At 73.9% G+C, this 18677-nt stretch carries 15 protein-coding genes; 11 read left to right on the forward strand and 4 right to left on the reverse strand.

Translation table 11 applies throughout. The annotated features are described in order from the left end of the window. The first annotated feature begins 79 nt into the window (after positions 1-79). On the forward strand, positions 80-304 hold the full coding sequence (locus MICAU_RS14125; RefSeq protein WP_013285996.1) for a DUF8847 domain-containing protein: 225 nt from the start codon (positions 80-82) through the stop codon (positions 302-304). A 30-nt stretch (positions 305-334) separates the two neighbouring features. Here MICAU_RS14125 and MICAU_RS14130 read toward each other — a convergent pair whose 3' ends face one another. Together MICAU_RS14130 and MICAU_RS14135 are read right to left on the reverse strand one after the other, a co-directional pair. Next, on the reverse strand, positions 335-1132 hold the full coding sequence (locus MICAU_RS14130) for an alpha/beta fold hydrolase (protein WP_013285997.1): 798 nt from the start codon (positions 1130-1132) through the stop codon (positions 335-337). Further along, the gene (locus tag MICAU_RS14135; RefSeq protein ID WP_013285998.1) at positions 1129-2022 is read right to left on the reverse strand and encodes an SDR family oxidoreductase; all 894 of its coding nucleotides are present in this window, start codon (positions 2020-2022) and stop codon (positions 1129-1131) included. Before MICAU_RS14135 ends, MICAU_RS14130 begins: the two co-directional genes overlap by 4 nt. A gap of 135 nt (positions 2023-2157) precedes the next feature. Between MICAU_RS14135 and MICAU_RS14140 the strand changes: the two genes are divergently transcribed. From MICAU_RS14140 to MICAU_RS14160, 5 genes are all read left to right on the forward strand, one after another. Further along, positions 2158-2904: a response regulator transcription factor gene (locus tag MICAU_RS14140; RefSeq protein ID WP_030269147.1), complete on the forward strand. Its 747-nt coding sequence runs from the start codon at positions 2158-2160 to the stop codon at positions 2902-2904. After that, entirely contained in the window at positions 2882-4414 is a 1533-nt protein-coding gene (locus MICAU_RS14145; protein WP_013286000.1) for a sensor histidine kinase, read from the forward strand. Before MICAU_RS14140 ends, MICAU_RS14145 begins: the two co-directional genes overlap by 23 nt. A gap of 45 nt (positions 4415-4459) precedes the next feature. After that, positions 4460-6892 (forward strand): ArnT family glycosyltransferase, encoded by a 2433-nt coding sequence (locus MICAU_RS14150; RefSeq protein ID WP_013286001.1) that lies wholly within the window; start codon positions 4460-4462, stop codon positions 6890-6892. A gap of 3 nt (positions 6893-6895) precedes the next feature. Continuing rightward, on the forward strand, positions 6896-8119 hold the full coding sequence (locus tag MICAU_RS14155; protein ID WP_013286002.1) for a dolichyl-phosphate beta-glucosyltransferase: 1224 nt from the start codon (positions 6896-6898) through the stop codon (positions 8117-8119). Between the two features lie 126 nt (positions 8120-8245). Beyond that, complete coding sequence (locus MICAU_RS14160) at positions 8246-8971, forward strand: helix-turn-helix transcriptional regulator (protein WP_013286003.1); 726 nt, start codon at positions 8246-8248, stop codon at positions 8969-8971. A 34-nt stretch (positions 8972-9005) separates the two neighbouring features. Here MICAU_RS14160 and MICAU_RS14165 read toward each other — a convergent pair whose 3' ends face one another. Then, positions 9006-9407: a VOC family protein gene (locus MICAU_RS14165; RefSeq protein WP_013286004.1), complete on the reverse strand. Its 402-nt coding sequence runs from the start codon at positions 9405-9407 to the stop codon at positions 9006-9008. A 182-nt stretch (positions 9408-9589) separates the two neighbouring features. On the opposite strand from MICAU_RS14165, the gene MICAU_RS32710 reads away from it, so the two are divergent. The 4 genes from MICAU_RS32710 to MICAU_RS14180 all read left to right on the forward strand — a co-directional run bounded on the left by MICAU_RS32710 (position 9590) and on the right by MICAU_RS14180 (position 14658). After that, the gene (locus MICAU_RS32710) at positions 9590-9748 is read left to right on the forward strand and encodes a hypothetical protein (RefSeq protein ID WP_013286005.1); all 159 of its coding nucleotides are present in this window, start codon (positions 9590-9592) and stop codon (positions 9746-9748) included. Continuing rightward, a complete protein-coding gene (locus MICAU_RS14170; RefSeq protein WP_013286006.1) occupies positions 9745-11160 on the forward strand; it encodes a methyltransferase domain-containing protein in 1416 nt (471 codons plus the stop codon). Before MICAU_RS32710 ends, MICAU_RS14170 begins: the two co-directional genes overlap by 4 nt. Continuing rightward, a complete protein-coding gene (locus tag MICAU_RS14175) occupies positions 11153-13198 on the forward strand; it encodes a sulfatase-like hydrolase/transferase (protein ID WP_013286007.1) in 2046 nt (681 codons plus the stop codon). The genes MICAU_RS14170 and MICAU_RS14175 overlap by 8 nt, the downstream gene beginning before the upstream one ends. A gap of 176 nt (positions 13199-13374) precedes the next feature. Next, entirely contained in the window at positions 13375-14658 is a 1284-nt protein-coding gene (locus tag MICAU_RS14180) for a citrate synthase (protein ID WP_013286008.1), read from the forward strand. Positions 14659-14837: 179 nt separating this feature from the next. On the opposite strand, the gene MICAU_RS14185 is transcribed toward MICAU_RS14180, so the two are convergent. Beyond that, positions 14838-16235 (reverse strand): glycosyltransferase family 4 protein, encoded by a 1398-nt coding sequence (locus MICAU_RS14185; RefSeq protein WP_013286009.1) that lies wholly within the window; start codon positions 16233-16235, stop codon positions 14838-14840. Positions 16236-16553: 318 nt separating this feature from the next. Here MICAU_RS14185 and glgX point away from each other — a divergent pair, with 318 nt between their 5' ends. After that, positions 16554-18674: a glycogen debranching protein GlgX gene (glgX, locus tag MICAU_RS14190; protein WP_013286010.1), complete on the forward strand. Its 2121-nt coding sequence runs from the start codon at positions 16554-16556 to the stop codon at positions 18672-18674. Positions 18675-18677 lie beyond the last annotated feature (3 nt).

The following is an 18677-nucleotide window of genomic DNA, read 5'->3' on the forward strand; positions in this document are numbered from 1 at the left end:
GGAGCTGTGCAAACCGCCGAGGGGCGGCGCCGCGGCGGGGTAGCTTCGCGGCGAGGGCGTCGACGGACGGAGGGCAGCGGTGGCCGTGGTGCGCGTACGGTTCGTCGGCGGACCGGCCGACGAGCTGACCCGGGACCTGCCCGCCGGGCCGGACGGCGCGCCGCCGCCCCGGTGGGTGCTGCGTCATCCGGAGGAACCGGCCGAGGGGGTGGCCGACCACCTCTACGAGCGCGACGACCACGCGTCGCCCGGCGGCTGGACGATGCGGTACGTGCACACGTTCCCGTTCGGCGCGACCGAGTGAGGTCGTCTCGCAGCGGCCGGACGCGGCGCGTCAGGCCGGCCGGACGCCGGTGGTGCCGAGGATGACCGAGGCGACCAGCTCCGGGTCGTCGTGCATGGGCACGTGCCCGCAGCCGGGCAGGTCCAGGTGCCGCGCGGCGGGCAGCCGGGTACGCGCCAGCGCCGCCTGCCGGTACGGCAGGATCCGGTCCCGAGTACCCCACGCGACTGTGACCGGCACGGTCGGCGCGCCCGCGTAGGCGTACCCCCGGCCGGCGCGGGCGACGGCGCGGAACGCCCGTGCCTGGCGCAGCGCGCGGGCGTCGGCGAGCGCGTCGTCGAGGGCCATCCGGTTGGGCCGGGCCAGGATCATGCCCATCGCCAGCATCCGCAGCGCGGGCGCGGCGAACAGGCGGCGCAGCACCGGTTCGGGCAGCCGGGCCGCGTTGCGGTGCAGCGCGAGCACCGTCAGCGCCCAGCGCAGCTCGCGCGCGGTGCAGAACCCGGCCGGCGACAGCGCGGTGGCCGAGGAGACCGCGCCGATCGCGGCCAGTTCGAGGGCGATCGCGCCGCCCAGGCTGTTGCCCGCGACGTGCGGGCGTTCCAGCCCGAACGCGGCGAACAGCTCGACCATGGCCACGGCCAGGCCGGGCATGTCGGCGGGCAGCCCGGCGGCGGGCACCGGGGAGCGGCCGAAGCCCGGCAGGTCGACGGCGATCACGTCGTGCGCCTCGGCGAGGCGATCCAGCACCGGACGCCAGGCGCCGCCGTGGTGGCCGATGCCGTGCAGGAGCACCAGCGTCGGCCCGGTGCCCCGCCGCTCGTAGACGACGTCCACCGGCGCGGTCACGGCCGCCCCTGCGGCGTGCTGGCGCCGAAGCCCCGGCCCAGCGCGCGGGACTGCTCCTCGATCAGCGGGACGGTGGCCCGGGCGGTGCGGCCCACCAACCGGTCGGCCAGCGGGCTGACCAGCACCGATCGCATCGCCTGCACGCCGGCCACGGCGCGCGGCACGTACACCCGTCGGCTGCGGCGCTCGATCGCCCGGACGAACGCCTCGGCGCACTCGGTCACCGTTGTGGTACGCCGCAGCGGCCAGGGCAGCTTCGCCAGCGCCGTGGAGAAGGCCGGCAGATCGGCGCGCGCCTCGCGGACCAGGTCGGTGTCCACCCACGACGGATGGGCGGTGCCGACCGCCACGCCCCGGTGTGCCAGCTCCAGCCGGACCGCGTTGCCGAACTGCTCGACGCCGGCCTTGGAGGCGCAGTAGGCGGCCATGCCGGGCAGCGCGGCGAACGCCGCGGCCGAGGAGACGATCAGCAGATAGCCACCCCGGTCGACGAGCGCGGGCACGGTCGCCGCCGCGGTGCGCATCACCCCGATCAGGTTGACCTCGACGGTACGCACCAGCGCCTCGACGTCGCCGACGGCGATCGTGCCTCGGTTGGCCACCCCGGCGTTCGCCACCACCGCGTCGATCCCGCCCAGCGTCGCGAGTGTCCCGTCCACCGCCGCGGCGAGGGCGTTCTGGTCGGTGACGTCGGCGGCGAACCATGCGTGCCCCGGGCCCAGCTCGGCGGCGAGCGCGGCGAGCCGGTCGGGTTCCAGCCCGACGAGGGACAACCGGGCGCCGCGCGCCGCGGCGAGGCGGGCGGTGTGCTCGCCGATGCCCCGGGCCGCGCCGGTCACCAGCACCACCTTGCCGGCCAACCGGCCGGAAAAACGACCATCGATGGACATGCCGGGAAGTTACCACCGGGTAGCCCCCGTGCGGAAGACCCCGTCGACCTGCCCGGATCGCCGCCGCGCGGCGCGCACAGCTGGTACACAGGATCGGGACAGCCCGCCGACAGCGGGTCCGCCCACGATGGGGGCATGGTCATGAACGCGCAGTCCGCGCAGGGTCGCATCGAACTGCGCCGACCGGACGGCGAACCGGTGCGGGTGCTCGTCGTCGACGACGAGCCGACACTCACCGACCTGCTCTCGATGGCGCTGCGGTACGAGGGCTGGCAGGTCGCCACCGCCGGCAGCGGCATGGCGGCTGTCACCACCGCCCGCCAGTTCCGCCCGGACGCCGTGGTGCTCGACGTGATGCTGCCCGACCTGGACGGCTTCCAGGTGCTGCGCCGCCTGCGCGAGCAGTTCCCGAGCGTGCCGGTGCTGTTCCTGACCGCCCGCGACGCGGTGGAGGAACGCGTCGCCGGGCTCACCGTCGGCGGCGACGACTACGTCACCAAGCCGTTCAGCCTGGAGGAGGTGATCGCCCGGCTGCGCGCGCTGCTGCGCCGTTCCGGCTTCGCGGTCGCCGCCCGCCAGGAGGCGGTGCTCACCGTCGGCGACCTCACCCTCGACGAGGACAGCCACGAGGTACGCCGCGGCGACGACCTGATCACGCTCACCGCCACCGAGTTCGAGCTGCTGCGCTACCTCATGCGCAACCCGCGCCGGGTGCTCAGCAAGGCGCAGATCCTCGACCGGGTGTGGAACTACGACTTCGGCGGCCAGGCCAACGTGGTCGAGCTGTACATCTCGTACCTGCGCAAGAAGATCGACGCGGGCCGCGCGCCCATGATCCATACGCTGCGCGGGGCGGGCTATGTCCTCAAACCCGCCGAGTGACAGGGGCGGCCGGCTGCGCCGCCGCCTGGCCGGCTGGTCGCTGCGCCGCCGCCTGGTGCTCTCCGTGGTGGCGCTGCTCGCGCTGGTGAGCATCGGCATCGGCGGCCTGACCACAGTCGCGCTGCGACACTTCCTGATCGACCAGATCGACAACCAGCTCACCTTCGGCGACCGGCGGCCCGCCGACTTCGAACGCTGGGCCCGCCGCGGCGTCGACCCGCCGCGACCGGACCAGCGGCCCACCCCGCCGGACTCCGACGAGGTGGCGCCGGACCCCCCTGGCGGCTTCCCGCCGGGCTCGATCGCCGTCCGGGTGCCCGCCGCCGCCGAACCCGTCGGCCGGGTCCGGTCCGGAAACGGCGACAGCGAGGAGGTGCCCGCCGCCGACCTGACCGCGCTGGCCCGCGTACCCGTCGGCGACCGCCCGCACACAGTCGTCGTCGGCGACCGGGGCGACTACCGCGCGATCGCGCTCCCGTCGCCGCGCGGCGACGGCGACGTGCTGGTCCTCGCGATCCCGCTGGCCCAGGTCGACGACACCGTCATGTGGATGCTCGTCGCGCAGGCCGGGGTGATCGGCGCCGGCCTGGTCATCGCCGGCGCCCTCGGTCTGCTCATCGTCCGGGTGACGCTGCGGCCGCTCAACCGCGTCGCCGCCACCGCCGCCCGGGTCACCGAACTGCCGCTCGACCGCGGCGAGGTCGCCCTGTCCGTGCGGGTGCCGGCCGCCGACACCGACCCCCGCACCGAGGTCGGGCAGGTCGGCGGCGCGCTCAACCGGATGCTCGGCCACGTCGCCGCCGCGCTCGTCGCCCGGCAGGCCAGCGAGACCCGGGTACGCCAGTTCGTCGCCGACGCCAGCCACGAGCTGCGCACCCCCCTCGCTGCCATCCGCGGGTACGCCGAGGTGGCCCGCCGGGGCCGCCAGGAGGTGCCGCCCGACGTGGCGCACGCGCTGCGCCGCGTCGAGTCGGAGAGCACCCGGATGACGAGCCTCGTCGACGACCTGCTGCTGCTGGCCCGGCTGGACTCCGGCCGCCCGCTCGCCGCCGAGCCGGTCGACCTGACCGCCATGGCCGTGAACGCGGTCAGTGACGCGCACGTCGCCGGGCCCGACCACCGCTGGCAACTCGACCTGCCCGACGAGCCGCTCACCGTCACCGGCGACGCCCACCGGCTGCACCAGGTGCTGGCGAACCTGCTGGCGAACGCGCGGGTGCACACCCCGGCCGGCACCACAGTCACGGTCCGGCTCGCGCCCGCGCCCGGCGGCGTCGAACTACGCGTCACCGACGACGGGCCGGGCATTCCGGAGCAGTTGCAGCCGGAGGTCTTCGAGCGGTTCGCGCGCGGCGACACCTCCCGCTCCCGCGCGCAGGGCAGCACCGGCCTGGGCTTGGCCATCGTCGCCGCCGTGGTCGAGGCGCACCACGGGCGGGTCGACGTGGTCAGCCGGCCCGGCCACACCGCGTTCACGGTCTGGCTGCCGGGATCCACAGCCGACGCATAGGCCGCTCACGGGAGCGGGCCAGCGGGCCCGCCGAGGCTTGCCGGCATGAACCGAACCGAGAGCCTGCCGACCGCGCCCACGGCCGATCCACCCGGCACCGAGCCGGCCCCCGCGCCCGTACCTGAGGAGACCCGCACCGGCCGCGATCCGCGCTGGGCCCGGCCGGCCCTGGCCGGCCTGCTGGTCGCGACCGCGCTGCTCTACCTGTGGGGCCTGGGCGCCTCCGGCTGGGCCAACGCGTTCTACTCCGCCGCCGTGCAGGCCGGGTCGCAGAGCTGGACGGCGTTCTTCTACGGCTCCTCGGACGCGGCCAACTCGATCACAGTGGACAAGACCCCCGCCTCGCTGTGGCTGATGGCGCTCTCGGTGCGGATCTTCGGCCTGAGCGGCTGGTCGATCCTGGTGCCGCAGGCGCTGCTCGGCGTCGCCTCGGTCGGCGTGCTGTACGCGACCGTCCGCCGCTGGTACGGCCCGGCCGCCGGCCTGCTCGCCGGCGCGGTGCTCGCGCTCACCCCGGTGGCGACGCTGATGTTCCGGTTCAACAACCCGGACGCGCTGCTGGTGTTCCTGCTCGTCGCCGCCGCGTACGCCACGGTGCGCGCGGTCGAGACGGCGAGCACGCGGTGGATCGTGCTGACCGGCGTGCTCGTCGGCTTCGGCTTCCTCACCAAGATGCTCCAGGCGTTCCTGGTGATCCCGGTCTTCGCCGGGGTCTACCTGCTGGCCGCGCCGACCGGACTCGGACGGCGGATCCGGCAGCTCCTGCTGGCCGGGCTCGCAGTGGTCGTCTCCGCCGGCTGGTGGGTGGCGATCGTCGAGCTGGCGCCGGCGAGCGCCCGCCCGTACATCGGCGGCTCGCAGAACAACAGCACCCTGGAGCTGACGCTCGGCTACAACGGGCTGGGCCGCATCACCGGCGACGAGGTGGGCAGCGTCGGCGGCGGTGGCGGCCGGCCCGGTGGGGGAGGCGGCGGGCCGTTCTCCGGTCAGACCGGTCTCCTGCGGATGTTCGACACCGAGGTCGGCGGGCAGATCTCCTGGCTGCTGCCGGCCGCGCTGATCCTGCTGGTCGCGGGGCTGTGGCTGGCCGGGCGGGCACCGCGTACCGACCGCACCCGGGCCGGTCTGCTGCTCTGGGGCGGCTGGCTGCTGGTCACCGGACTGATCTTCAGCTTCATGTCCGGGATCTTCCACGCGTACTACACGGTCGCCCTGGCCCCGGCGGTCGGCGCGCTGGCCGGCATCGGCGTCACGCTGCTGTGGCGCGCCCGCTCAGCGCCGGTCGAGGCAGTCGCGGCGGCTCCGGTTCCCGCTGTGGCGGATGCGCCGGTCGTCGCGGGTGCCTCGGTCGTCGCGGCTCCGGGCCGGCGGCGGGCGCTCGTCGCCACGCTGGTCCTGGCCGGCACGCTGGCGGTCACCGCCTGGTGGTCCTGGCACCTGCTCGGCCGCACCGCCGACTGGCACCCATGGCTGCGCTCCACAATCCTGGCCGTGGGCCTGACCACCGCAGCCCTCCTGGCCACCTCGGCGCTGATCAAGGAGTTCGCGTCCGGGAAAAGAGTTCATGGCGACGCAAACTCCTTGGTCGACTCGACGCGGGCGGGCTCGGCCGGGTCGGCAGGGCGGCGGGTTGTGCGGTGGGTGGTGCCGGTGGTGTCCGTCGCCGGGATCGCGGTGGCGCTGGCCGGGCCTGCCGCGTACGCGATGCAGACCGCTGCCACCCCCCACAGCGGCTCGATCCCGAGTGCCGGGCCGGCCGGAGCTGGTGGCTTCGGCGGACCGGGCGGACCGGGCGGGCGGATGCCGGGCGGGGGGAACGGGCAGTTCCCGGGCTTCGCAGGTGGCCCGAACGGCACCGGCTCGGACGGCACGGGTTCCGACGGCTCCGGCCCGGGCGGTACCGGCCAGGACGGCGGGGCGAGTGCCGGTGGGTTCCCCGGATTCCCTGGTGGTGGTTCGGCCCCGGGCGCGTCCGGCGGCACAGGTCAGGACGGCGGCACAGGTCAGGACGGCGGCGCCGCGCCGGGCGGCATCCCGGGGCAGGGCGGCCTCCCCGGGCAGGACGGCGGGACCGGGCAGGAGGGGCGGGGGCAGCGCGGCGGCGGCATGGGCGGGCTGCTCGACGCCCGTGAGCCGAGCGCCGAGATGACCGCGCTGCTCACCACCGACGCCGACGACTACACCTGGGTCGCCGCGACTGTCGGCTCGAACAACGCCTCCGGCTACCAGCTGGCGACCGGCCGGCCGGTCATGCCGATCGGCGGCTTCAACGGCAGTGACCCGTCGCCGACGCTCGCCCAGTTCCAGCGGTACGTCGCCGACGGGCGGATCCACTACTTCCTCGGCGGCGGTGGGTTCCGGGCCGACGGCGGCAGCAACGCCTCGGCCGAGATCGCCGCGTGGGTCACCGAGACCTTCACCGCCACCACCGTCGACGGCGTGACCGTGTACGACCTGAGCAGCGGAAAGCAGGGCTGAGCGATGACTGACACGTACGCGCCCCGGGCCGCCGTGCAGGCCCGGCCCGCCGCCGGCAGCGCGGTGCTCGACGTGGTGGTCCCGGTCTACAACGAGGAGACCGATCTGGGCCCCTGCGTCCGGCGGCTGCACGCGCACCTGACCGCGCACTTCCCGTACCCGTTCCGGATCACTGTGGCCGACAACGCCAGCGTGGACGGCACCCCGGCGGTGGCGCGGGCGCTCGCCGACGAGTTGCCCGAGGTGGGGGTGCTGCGCCTGGACGAGAAGGGCCGCGGGCGGGCACTGCGCGCCGCCTGGTCGGCCTCGCCGGCGCCGGTGCTCGCGTACATGGACGTGGACCTGTCCACCGACCTGGCCGCGCTGCTGCCGCTGGTGGCCCCGCTCATCTCCGGGCACTCGGACCTGGCCATCGGCACCCGGCTGGCCCGTACCAGCCGGGTGGTCCGGGGTGCCAAGCGGGAGGTCATCTCGCGCGGCTACAACCTGCTGCTGCGTGGAGCGCTCGCGGCGCGTTTCTCCGACGCCCAGTGCGGGTTCAAGGCGATCCGCGCCGACGTGGCCGCCGAGCTGCTGCCGCTGGTGCGGGACACCGGCTGGTTCTTCGACACCGAGCTGCTGGTCCTGGCGCAGCGGGCCGGGCTGCGCATCCACGAGGTGCCGGTGGACTGGGTGGACGACCCGGACAGCCGGGTCGACATCGTCGCCACCGCGCTGGCCGACCTGCGCGGCATCGGGCGGCTGGGCCGGGCGCTGGTGACCGGGGCGCTGCCGCTGGCGCAGTTACGCGCCCAGCTTGGCCGAGGGCCGTTGCCGGCCCTGCCGGCGCAGGTGCCGATCGGGTTGCCGCGCCAGCTCGCCCGGTTCGCCGCTGTGGGCGTGGCGAGCACGCTCGCGTACCTGCTGTTGTTCCTGCTGGCCCGCGGCCCGCTCGGGGCGCAACCGGCGAACCTGCTGGCGTTGTTGCTCACGGCGGTGGCCAACACGGCCGCCAACCGGCGGCTCACGTTCGGGGTCACCGGGCGCCGCCACGCCGGCCGGCACCACGTCCAGGGCCTGCTCGCGTTCGCCCTCGGCCTGGCACTGACCAGCGGTTCCCTGGCCGCGCTACACGCCACCACAACCCCGAACCGCGCGTTGGAGCTGACCGTCCTGGTAACGGCCAACCTGGCCGCGACGGCCCTGCGCTTCCTCCTGCTCCGCCTGGCCATGCACCACCGCCCCTGACCCCCACCGCCCCTGACCCTCACCACCCCTGACCCCACCCCGTCGATCATGAGGTTGGCGGTGCGACACGCCGGGCCCCGACACCGTCAACTTCATGATCGACGGGGAGGGTGGGAGGGTGGGAGGGTGTACCGGGAGTGGAAGGTGGCGGGGGTTCCGGGCGGGGTGCTGTGGAGCAGCGTCTCGGGCGGGAGTGAGACGCGGGTGCTGCCGGACGGGTGCCTGGATCTGCTCTGGTCCAGCCGGTCCGGGCTGCTGGTCGCGGGTCCGGACCGCACCGCGCACCTGTCGCGGTCGGCGCCGGGGGATCGGTGGATCGGGCTGCGCCTGCCGCCGGGGACCGGCCCGGCCGTGTTCGGGGTGCCGGCCGAGGAGTTGCGGGACCGCCGCGTATCGCTCGCCGACCTGTGGGGCCGCGCCGCCGCCGAGGTGACCGAGCGGGTCGAGACGGCGCTGGCCGCGCCGGGCGACGAGGCCGCCGGGGTGCTCACCCGGGTCGCCCGCGACCGGCTGCGCGCGGCCGGCGGCCCCGACCCGATCGGCGCGCATGTCGCCGCCCGCCTGGCCGCCGGGGCCACCGTCGCCGCGACCGCCGCCGAGGTCGGCCTCGGCCCGCGCGCCCTGCACCGGCGCAGCCGGGCCCTCTTCGGGTACGGCCCGAAGACGCTGGCCCGCATCCTGCGGATGCGCCGCGCGCTGGACCTGGCCCGCGCCGGTGCGCCGCTCGCCGAGGTGGCGGTGCGCAGCGGGTACGCCGACCAGGCCCACCTGACCCGCGAGGTGCGGGAACTGGCCGGGGTGCCGCCGACCCGGCTGCTCGCCCCGGCCCGGAGCCGCCCGCAGGTGACCTGACCGGCCCGGAAGCGGCCCGCGAGCCGGCTCCCGTCTACTCGGCCGCAGGCAGCGGGGCGAACAGGTCCACGCCGTTGCCGTCCGGGTCGTGCAGGACCGCGTACCGCTGGCCCCAGAACGCGTCCCACGGCGGCATCTCGCCGTGGTGCCCGGCACCGGTCAGCTCGGCGTACCAGCGGTCCACCTCCGACGGGTCGGCGCACCGGAAGGCCAGGCTCATCCGGTTGTTGCCGCCGGACGGGTCGAACTCGGGGTGGAAGCTGCGGATCACCTCGACCGTGTCCCAGGCCAGCCGTACGCCGTTCGGCAGGGTGACCTCGACGTGCCCTTCCGTCTCGGCGCCGGCCGGGATCGGCAGCCCCAGCCGCCGGTAGAAGTCGAGCGTGCGGGCCATGTCGGTGACCACGGTCCCGACCAGATCGAACTGCGGTGTCATGCCGGCCACGGTAGGCGCGACCGGCCCGGCCCGTCTTGAACGGATCGGACGGGGGACGAGTGGCCGGTGTGGCCGCGCACCCGGACGCCGAGACGTTACGGTGAGGGACAAGTCCGGCTCCGAGCAACAAAGCTCGCATTCCGGGCATGCTCCGATGACCGGCGAGGGAAGGAAAAGCAGCCGTGACGCATCTGGCCTACCTGGACGCGGGATCCGGCAGTCTCATCGTGCAGGCGGTGGTCGGCGGGGTGGCCGGGGTGGCGGTGGCCGCCAAGCTCTACTGGCGCCGCCTGGTGTCCCGGTTCCGGCGTCAGCCCTCCGACCAGGGTCCGGCGGCGTGACGATCCCCGACACCGGCGTCCGCGTCGAGCCCGGCTCCTTCCGCGACCCCGGCAACCGGGTGTTCCACCGGGGCGAGGAGGTGCTGCGCGGGCTCGACGAGCGCTCCGCCCGGGACTGGCGGGCGCTGTCGGTCACCGACTTCTTCCGGCAGGCCACCAGCACCGGGCAGATCGTCGGCACCGAGGAACTGACCCCGACCCCTGTCGACGCGCCCTGGACCACGGTGCTGCGGCACGAGCGGATCCCGTTCGTCTCGCACCCCTACGAGTGGTCGTCCGCGATGCTGCGCGACGCGGCGCTGCTGCACCTGGACGTGCTGCGCGCCGCCCTGGAAGCAGGCTTCACCACGAAGGACGGCTCGGCGTACAACGTGCAGTGGCGCGGCGCCCGGCCGGTCTTCATCGACGTCGGCTCGTTCGAGGCGCTGCGCGACGGTGAACCCTGGGCCGGCTACCGGCAGTTCTGCCAGACGCTGCTCTACCCGCTGCTGATCCAGGCCCACCTCGGGCTGGACTTCCAGCCGTTCCTGCGCGCCCGCGTCGACGGCGTCGAACCGGACCAGATGCGCCGGCTGTTCGGCGGCACCCGGCGCTGGCGGGCCGGTGTGCCCACCCACGTGCACCTGCACGGCGCCATGCAGGCCCGCAACTCCGCCGCGAGCACCACCGACGTCCGCGCCCAGTTGCGCGCCGCCGGGTTCTCCCGCGAGCTGGCGCTGGCCACGGTACGCGGGCTGACGAAGCTGGTCCGCCGCCTCGACCACCGGCCCGGCGACAGCCACTGGTCGGACTACCAGCGCACCTGCGCGTACTCGGTGCCGGACCGGCAGGCCAAGCAGGAGTTCGTCGACCGGGCGGTGGCCGCCGTCGGCGGCGGCTCGGCGCTGGACCTGGGCGCCAACGACGGCCGGTACGCCCGCATCGCCGCCCGGCACGCCGCGCACGTCGTCGCCGTCGAGCAGGACCCGGCGGTCGTCGACACGCTCTACCGCGCGCTGCGCGAGGAGGGCGAGACACGGATCCTGCCGCTGGTGATGGACCTTGCCGACCCGTCCCCGGGCGGCGGCTGGCGCGGCGTCGAGCGGGCCGCGTTCGCCGACCGGGCCCGCGCGGACACCGTCCTGGCCTTGGCCGTGGTGCACCACCTGGCGATCGGGCGCAACGTGCCGCTGCCCGAGGTGCTCGACCAGCTCACCGCGCTCACCGTCGCCGGCGGCAGCCTGGTGGTGGAGTTCGTCCACCCGGACGATCCGATGGCGCGCCGCCTGCTGGCGAACAAGCCCGACGGACTGTTCCCGGACTACCGGCGCGACGTCTTCGAGGCGCTGCTCGCGCGCCGGGGCCGGGTGGTCGCCCGGACCGAGCTGCCGTCCGGCACCCGCACGCTCTACCAGGTGGTGGTGGGTGGCTGAGGACACCCTCGCGCCACCCCGGGACCACGCGGCCGTCCCGGTCCGGCGGGAACGCCGGCAGTGGTGGCGGGCCGAGGCGGCCCGGCTGGCCGAGGTGGTGGCGCTGGTCGGGCTGGTGGTCACCCAGCCGCTGCTCGACGTGCTCGGCCGCAGCCCCGACTTCTTCCTGTTCCACCGCGCCTCCCGGGCCGACGTGCTGTTGCTGGTCGCCCTGATCGCGCTCGCGCCGACAGCGCTGTTCGCGCTGCTGGGCGCGTTTGCGCTGCTCGCCGGACGCCTCACCCGGGCCGCCGTGCACACCGTGTTCGTGAGCCTGCTGCTCGCCGCGCTGGCGGTCCAGGTCGGCCGGCACGTCACGCCGCTTCGGGGCGTACCCCTGCTCGTTGTCGCCGGTGTGGCCGGAGCCGCCGGCGCGGCCGCGCACCGGCGGTGGCGGGCGCCCCGGCGGGTGCTGCGGGTCGCCGCCGCCGGGCCGCTGGTGTTCGTCGGGCTGTTCCTGTTCGCCTCGCCCGCCTCGGCGGTGGTGCTGCCGCGCGGCGAGGGCGGCGCGGCCGGTGTGGCCGGCGCGGGCGCGCACCCGCCGGTGGTCATGATCGTGCTGGACGAGCTGCCGCTCGTCTCCCTGCTCGGCCCGGACGGCCGGATCGACGCCGAGCGCTACCCGAACTTCGCGGCACTGGCCGACGGGTCGACGTGGTACCGCAACGCCACCGGCGTCAGCGGCTGGACGCCCTACGCGCTGCCCGCGATGCTCACCGGGCGCTACCCGGAGCGGGGGGCGGCGCCGCACTACTCGCAGTACCCGGACAACCTGTTCACCGCGCTCGGCGGCCTCTACCGGATCAAGGCCGAGGAGAGCATCACCCGGCTCTGCCCGCCGAGCCGCTGCGAGCAGGCCACCACCCCGGAACAGGGGCTCGGCGTGCTGGTCCGGGAGAGCGGCCGGCTGCTCGGGCGGATCGCCGCGCCGGTGGACAGCCGGATCGACCCGGAGGACTCCTACCGCGAGCGGACCGCCGCCGAGGCCGGGCTGGACGCCGCCGAGCCGGTGCCTGACGACCCGAAGTTCCGCTGGGACACCCTGGATGACAACCAGCCGGCCCGGTTCACCTCGTTCCTGGCCGGGCTGCGCCCCGACACCCGGCCCACGCTGCACTTCCTGCACCTGCTGATGCCGCACTCGCCGTGGGCGTACCTGCCGTCCGGGGCGCATTACGCGGCGCCGGACGACCTGCCCAACGACGGCGCCGGCTGGGTCGACCTGGCCCGCGCCCGGCACCTCGCCCAGCTCGGCTACACCGACCGGCTGATCGGCGAGACGCTGCGGACGCTGCGCGCCACCGGCCTCTACGACCAGTCGCTGGTCGTGGTCACCGCCGACCACGGCGTCAGCTTCCGCCGGGACTGGCAGGGCCGGGGGATGGACGCCATCGACCACGCCGCGAACGAGGTGGCCTGGGTGCCGATGTTCGTCAAGGAACCCGGCCAGCGCGCCGGACGGGTGGACGACCGCAACTGGGAGCACGTCGACCTGCTGCCCACGATCGCCGACGAGACGCACATGCGGGTGCCCTGGCGGATGGACGGCCGGTCGGCGAAGGCGGCCCCGCGCGAACGGGCCGACAAACGCTTCTACGACCGCCCCGGCCAGCCGGTCACCGTCACCGGCGGCGTGCCCGCCCCGCTCCCGCCGCTTCCCGTCGACCCGCTCGTCGGCACCCGGGTCGGTGACGTGCCGGTCGGCGGGACCGCCACGGTGGCCAACCGGGACGCGTTCGACGCGGTCGACCCGGCCGGCGGCGGGCTGCCCGCGATGGTCTGGGGCACCGTGCCGGACGGCGTACCCGACGGCACCCGGCTGGCCGTGGCGGTCAACGGCACCGTCGGCGCGGTGGTGCCGGTGGTGCCGCCGGACGCCGGTGGACGGCGGTTCGCCGCGCTGCTCGCCGACGACCGTCTGTTCGCCGCCGGAGCCAACCGGCTCGACCTCTACCGGGTCGGCGACGACGGGACGCTGCGGCGGCTCACGCTGTCGTGACGGACCTCCCGAGCGTGCCCATGGCCGCGCTCCCATCCGGTTTCCGAGCCGGCTGGCCGGGAAACAGGTGACGCACACCTCACCCTCAAACCATGACGAGCGGTGTTCTCCGCGCCGTGATTACGGTAGAAGCGAAGGCAATTCAACGAAGATCTTGCCGGCGAAGCGAGGAACAGATGACGGAAGTCAAGCTCGACCACCCCGGTGGGCAGCTGTCGATGCCGGTGCAGTCCGCGGTTGAGGGCCCCGCCGGGATCGGGGTGAGCAAGCTGCTCAAGGAAACCGGGATGACCACGTACGACCCCGGTTTCGTGAACACCGCGTCCTGCTCGTCCGCCATCACCTACATCGACGGTGATGCCGGCATCCTGCGGTACCGGGGTTACCCGATCGACCAGCTGGCCGAGAAGTCCTCTTTCCTGGAGGTCTCCTACCTGCTGATCTACGGCGAGCTGCCGTCCCAGACGCAGCTCACCGAGTTCAGCGAGCGGATCCGGCGGCACTCGCTGCTGCACGAGGAGATGCGCCGCTTCTTCGACGGCTTCCCCCGCGACGCGCACCCGATGGCCGTGCTCTCCTCGGCCGTCAGCGCCATCTCGACCTTCTACCAGGACAGCCTGGACCCGTTCGACTCCGAGCACGTGGAGATGTCCACGGTGCGGCTGATGGCGAAGGTCCCCACCATCGCCTCGTACGCGTACAAGAAGTCGATCGGGCAGCCGCTGCTGTACCCGGACAACTCGCTGGGCTACGTCGAGAACTTCCTGCGGATGACGTTCGGCGTACCGGCCGAGCCGTACGAGGTCGACCCGGTCGTCGCCCGGGTGCTGGACATGCTGTTCATCCTGCACGCCGACCACGAGCAGAACTGCTCCACCTCGACCGTGCGGCTGGTCGGCTCCAGCAACGCCAACCTGTTCGCCTCGGTCTCGGCCGGCGTGAACGCGCTGTTCGGCCCGCTGCACGGCGGCGCCAACCAGGCGGTCCTGGAGATGCTCCAGAAGATCCAGGCCGACGGCGGCGACGTCCGCTCCTTCGTGCAGAAGGTCAAGGACAAGCAGGACGGCGTGAAGCTGATGGGCTTCGGGCACCGGGTCTACAAGAACTACGACCCGCGCGCCGCCATCGTGAAGAAGGCCGCCCAGGACGTGCTCGGCCGGATGGCCAAGCCGGACCCGCTGCTGGACCTCGCCGTGCAGCTCGAGGAGATCGCGCTCGCCGACGACTTCTTCGTGTCCCGGCGGCTCTACCCGAACGTGGACTTCTACACCGGCCTGATCTACAAGGCCATGGGCTTCCCGACGAAGATGTTCACGGTGCTGTTCGCGCTCGGCCGGCTGCCCGGCTGGATCGCGCAGTGGCGCGAGATGATCAACGATCCGGAGACCAAGATCGGTCGCCCGCGGCAGATCTACACCGGCGCCACCGAGCGGGACTACGTCCCCGCCGCCCAGCGCTGACCGTGCAAGGAAGGGCCCCTTCTTAACGCCTCAGGTAGAGGAGGGGCCCCCTTTTAACACGCGGACGACGAAGGCCGCCGACCCTGCTCGGGTCGGCGGCCTTCGTCGTGCGCACCGGGGTGCGGGGGCGTTAATAAGGGGCCCTTCCTCTACCTGAGGCGTTAATAGGGGGCCCTTCCTTACCTCAAGCCGGCGGCGGTGAGGAGGTTGCCCTCGGGGACTCGCGGGCTCGTGTGGCCGTGTGCCATGCGGTGCTGGGCGCGGGCCGCGGTGAACGCCGGGTCGCCGGCGATGGCGGCGGCGTACGCGGCAGCCGTGCGGGACGCGATGGCCGCCCAGCCGTACTGCTCGTGCACCATGGTGCGGGCCCGCCGGGCGAGCGCACGCGCCCGGTCCCGGTCGGACAGCAGCGTGTGCACCGCCTCGGCGAGGCCGTCCGGGTCGTGCGGGGCGAACGTCATCCCGGTGACGCCCGGCTCCACGATCTCGGCCAGCCCACCGGTACGGGCGACTGCCAGCGGCGCGCCCGCGGCGGCCCCCTCCAGCGCCACCATGCCGAACGGCTCGTAGATGCTCGGCACCGCGAAGCAGTCCGAGGCGGCCATGACGGCGGGCAGGTCGGTGCCGCCGAGGAACCCGGGCATGCTCACAGTGGCGCCCAGCCCGAGGCGGTGCACCTCGGCCTCCAGTTCCGCCTTGTACGGCCCGTCGCCGACGATCACCGCGCGCAGGCCCGGGTGCCGGTCGCGCAGCCGGGGCAGCCCGGCCAGCAGGTGCTGCACGCCCTTCTCGTACACGAGGCGCCCGGCGAACGTGACCAGCGGGCCGTCGGCGGCGAACCGGGCCCGGGCGGCGGCGACCGCCGACGCGGGCACCCGCCAGCGGTGCGGCTCGACGCCGTTGGGGACCACGTCGACGCGGGCGGCGTCCACGCCGAACAGCGCGCCCACCTCGTCGCGCATGTAACCGGAGCAGACGATCACGCGCCCGGACTCGCCGGCGAGCCAGTGCTCGACGCCGTGGATGGTGCGGTTCATCTCCTCCGGCAGCCAGCCCTGGTGGCGGCCCGCCTCGGTGGCGTGGATGGTGCTGACCAGCGGCACGTCCAGGTGCTCGCGCAGCGTCATCGCGGTGTGCGCGACGAGCCAGTCGTGGGCGTGGATGACGTCGTAGGTGCCGGAGGAGGCGGCGCGCAGCGCGGCCCGGGTGGGGGTGTGGTTGAACGCCATGGTCCAGGCCAGCAGCGAGCCGGTGGCGAGGGGGAAGGTGACCGGGTCCTCGGCGGCGCGGACGATGCGGACGCCGTCGGCGTACTCCTCCAGGGGAGCGCCCTCGGCGTGGCGGGTGACGACCGTGACCTCGTGCCCGGCGGCGGCAAGCGCCACTGACAGCGCGTGGACGTGGCGGCCGAGCCCGCCGACGAGCACCGGCGGGTACTCCCACGACAGCATCAGGATGCGCCGGGTCCGGGGCGCGGACCCGGCCGGCGACGGGGGCGCCGGGCGGGAGGTGAGGGTGGGCCGGTGGAGCCGGTCCGTCGCGGTGGCGGGCTGAGCGCCGACCCGCAGAGTGGTCACGTGGATCTCCGTCCATGCATGGTGAGGCACGCCGGCTTCGGTGGCGGCGTCGAGCGGTGGTGAGGTGTGGCCCGAACGGCCGGGCGGGCCCGCGCGCGCGTGGGCCCGGATCCAGGAAAGTCCATCCGCCGCCGGTCCGCATCTCGAAAAGGGCGATCGTGACGGATGACACCCGAACGTCTATCCGTTCGCACGAGGGCGGATTCGGTTACGGTCCGAACGGGTGGATTGACGGCGGGTACGACTGGGCATCACCGGCGTGCGCATCGGCGGTTCCCCCTGTCCGGTGCGCTCACGATCATGGGCCGAAGGAGCGACATGCAGGTCTGGCCGGGCGAGAGCTACCCCCTCGGCGCCACGTACGACGGGATGGGCACCAACTTCGCGATCTTCTCCGAGGTGGCGGAGAAGATCGAGCTGTGCCTGTTCGACGAGTGGGACATCGGCACCGAGCGGCGGGTGGAGCTGCGCGAGGTCGACGCGTACGTCTGGCACGCCTACATCCCCGGGGTCGAGCCCGGCCAGCGCTACGGCTACCGGGTGCACGGGCCGTGGAACCCGGCCGAGGGGCTGCGCTGCAATCCGCACAAGCTGCTGCTCGACCCGTACGCGAAGGCGGTCGACGGGGAGATCACCTGGGATCCGTCGGTCTACGACTACGAGGTCGGCGGCGACCCGGACCTGATGAACACCGCCGACTCGGCGCCGTACATGCCGAAGTCGGTGGTGGTGAACCCGTACTTCGACTGGGGCAACGACCGGCCGCCGCGCACCCCGTACCACCACTCGGTGATCTACGAGGCGCACGTGCGCGGCCTGACCATGCGCCATCCGGGCATCCCGGAGGAGCTGCGCGGCACGTACGCGGCGATCGCCTCACCGGTGATGATCGAGCACTTCAAGCGGCTCGGCGTGACGGCGGTGGAGCTGATGCCGGTGCACGAGTTCGTGCACGACCACCGCCTGGCCGACCTGGGGCTGCGCAACTACTGGGGCTACAACACCATCGGCTTCTTCGCCCCGCACCACGGCTACTCCGCGCTGGGCCGCCTCGGCCAGCAGGTGCAGGAGTTCCGGGGCATGGTCAAGGCGCTGCACGCCGCCGGCATCGAGGTCATCCTCGACGTGGTCTACAACCACACCGCCGAGGGCAACCACCTCGGGCCGTCGCTCAGCTTCAAGGGCATCGACACCCCCAGCTACTACCGGCTCTCCGAGGACGACCGGCGCTACTTCGTCGACTACACCGGCACCGGCAACAGCCTCAACGTCCGCAGCCCGCACTCACTGCAACTGATCATGGATTCGCTGCGCTACTGGGTCACCGAGATGCACGTCGACGGCTTCCGGTTCGACCTGGCGGCCACGCTCGCCCGCGAGTTCTACGAGGTGGACCGCCTGTCCACGTTCTTCGAGGTGGTGCAGCAGGACCCGGTGGTCGGCCGGGTGAAGCTCATCGCCGAGCCGTGGGACGTGGGCCCCGGCGGCTACCAGGTCGGCAACTTCCCGCCGCAGTGGACCGAGTGGAACGGCAAGTACCGCGACACCGTCCGCGACTTCTGGCGCGGCGAGCCGGCCACGCTCGCCGAGTTCGCCTCCCGCATCTCCGGCTCGGCCGACCTCTACCAGGACGACGGCCGCCGCCCGTTCCACAGCATCAACTTCGTCACCTGCCACGACGGGTTCACGCTCACCGACCTGGTCTCCTACAACGACAAGCACAACGAGGCGAACGGCGAGGACAACCGGGACGGGGAGAGCCACAACCGGTCCTGGAACTGCGGCGTCGAGGGCGAGACCGACGACCCGGGCGTACGCGCGCTGCGTGCCCGGCAGCGGCGCAACTTCCTGGCCACGCTGATCCTGTCCCAGGGCGTGCCGATGCTCGGCCACGGCGACGAGCTGGGCCGCACCCAGCGCGGCAACAACAACGCCTACTGCCAGGACAGCGAGATCGCCTGGGTCGACTGGGACCGGGCCGACGACGAGCTGCTGGACTTCGTCCGCCGGCTCACCGAGTTCCGCAACCGGCACCAGGTGTTCCGCCGCCGCCGGTTCTTCACCGGCCTGCCGGTGGGCGGCCGGGCCGCCGGGTCCGGACTGCCGGACCTGGCCTGGTACACCCCGGACGGCCGGGAGATGACCGGCGAGGACTGGGGCAACGACTTCGGCCGCTCGGTGGCCCTGTTCGTCAACGGCGACGGCATCGGCGAGCGCGGCCAGTACGGCCAGCGTCACCGGGACGACTCGTTCCTGCTGCTGTTCAACGCGCACGACGCGTCGCTGGACTTCACGCTGCCCGGCGAGGAGTTCGGCACCCGGTGGGAGCTGGTGATCAGCACCGCGGAACCCGATCCGGAGAAGACGATGCTCGTCGAGGCGGGCGGCACGGTCTGCGTGCCGGACCGTTCGCTGCTGGTCCTGGAGAGGACGGCCTGACCG

The organism is Micromonospora aurantiaca ATCC 27029, from assembly GCF_000145235.1.
Classification (GTDB): Bacteria; Actinomycetota; Actinomycetes; order Mycobacteriales; family Micromonosporaceae; genus Micromonospora; species Micromonospora aurantiaca.

What these genes read in the sequence shown, in the direction of transcription:
- MICAU_RS14135 (WP_013285998.1), bottom strand. Translation starts at nt 2,022, where the DNA reads ATGTCCATCGATGGTCGTTTTTCCGGCCGGTTGGCCGGCAAGGTGGTG.
- MICAU_RS14140 (WP_030269147.1), top strand. Translation starts at nt 2,158, where the DNA reads ATGGTCATGAACGCGCAGTCCGCGCAGGGTCGCATCGAACTGCGCCGA.
- MICAU_RS14145 (WP_013286000.1), top strand. Translation starts at nt 2,882, where the DNA reads ATGTCCTCAAACCCGCCGAGTGACAGGGGCGGCCGGCTGCGCCGCCGC.
- MICAU_RS14150 (WP_013286001.1), top strand. Translation starts at nt 4,460, where the DNA reads ATGAACCGAACCGAGAGCCTGCCGACCGCGCCCACGGCCGATCCACCC.
- MICAU_RS14155 (WP_013286002.1), top strand. Translation starts at nt 6,896, where the DNA reads ATGACTGACACGTACGCGCCCCGGGCCGCCGTGCAGGCCCGGCCCGCC.
- MICAU_RS14165 (WP_013286004.1), bottom strand. Translation starts at nt 9,407, where the DNA reads ATGACACCGCAGTTCGATCTGGTCGGGACCGTGGTCACCGACATGGCC.
- MICAU_RS14180 (WP_013286008.1), top strand. Translation starts at nt 13,375, where the DNA reads ATGACGGAAGTCAAGCTCGACCACCCCGGTGGGCAGCTGTCGATGCCG.
- glgX (WP_013286010.1), top strand. Translation starts at nt 16,554, where the DNA reads ATGCAGGTCTGGCCGGGCGAGAGCTACCCCCTCGGCGCCACGTACGAC.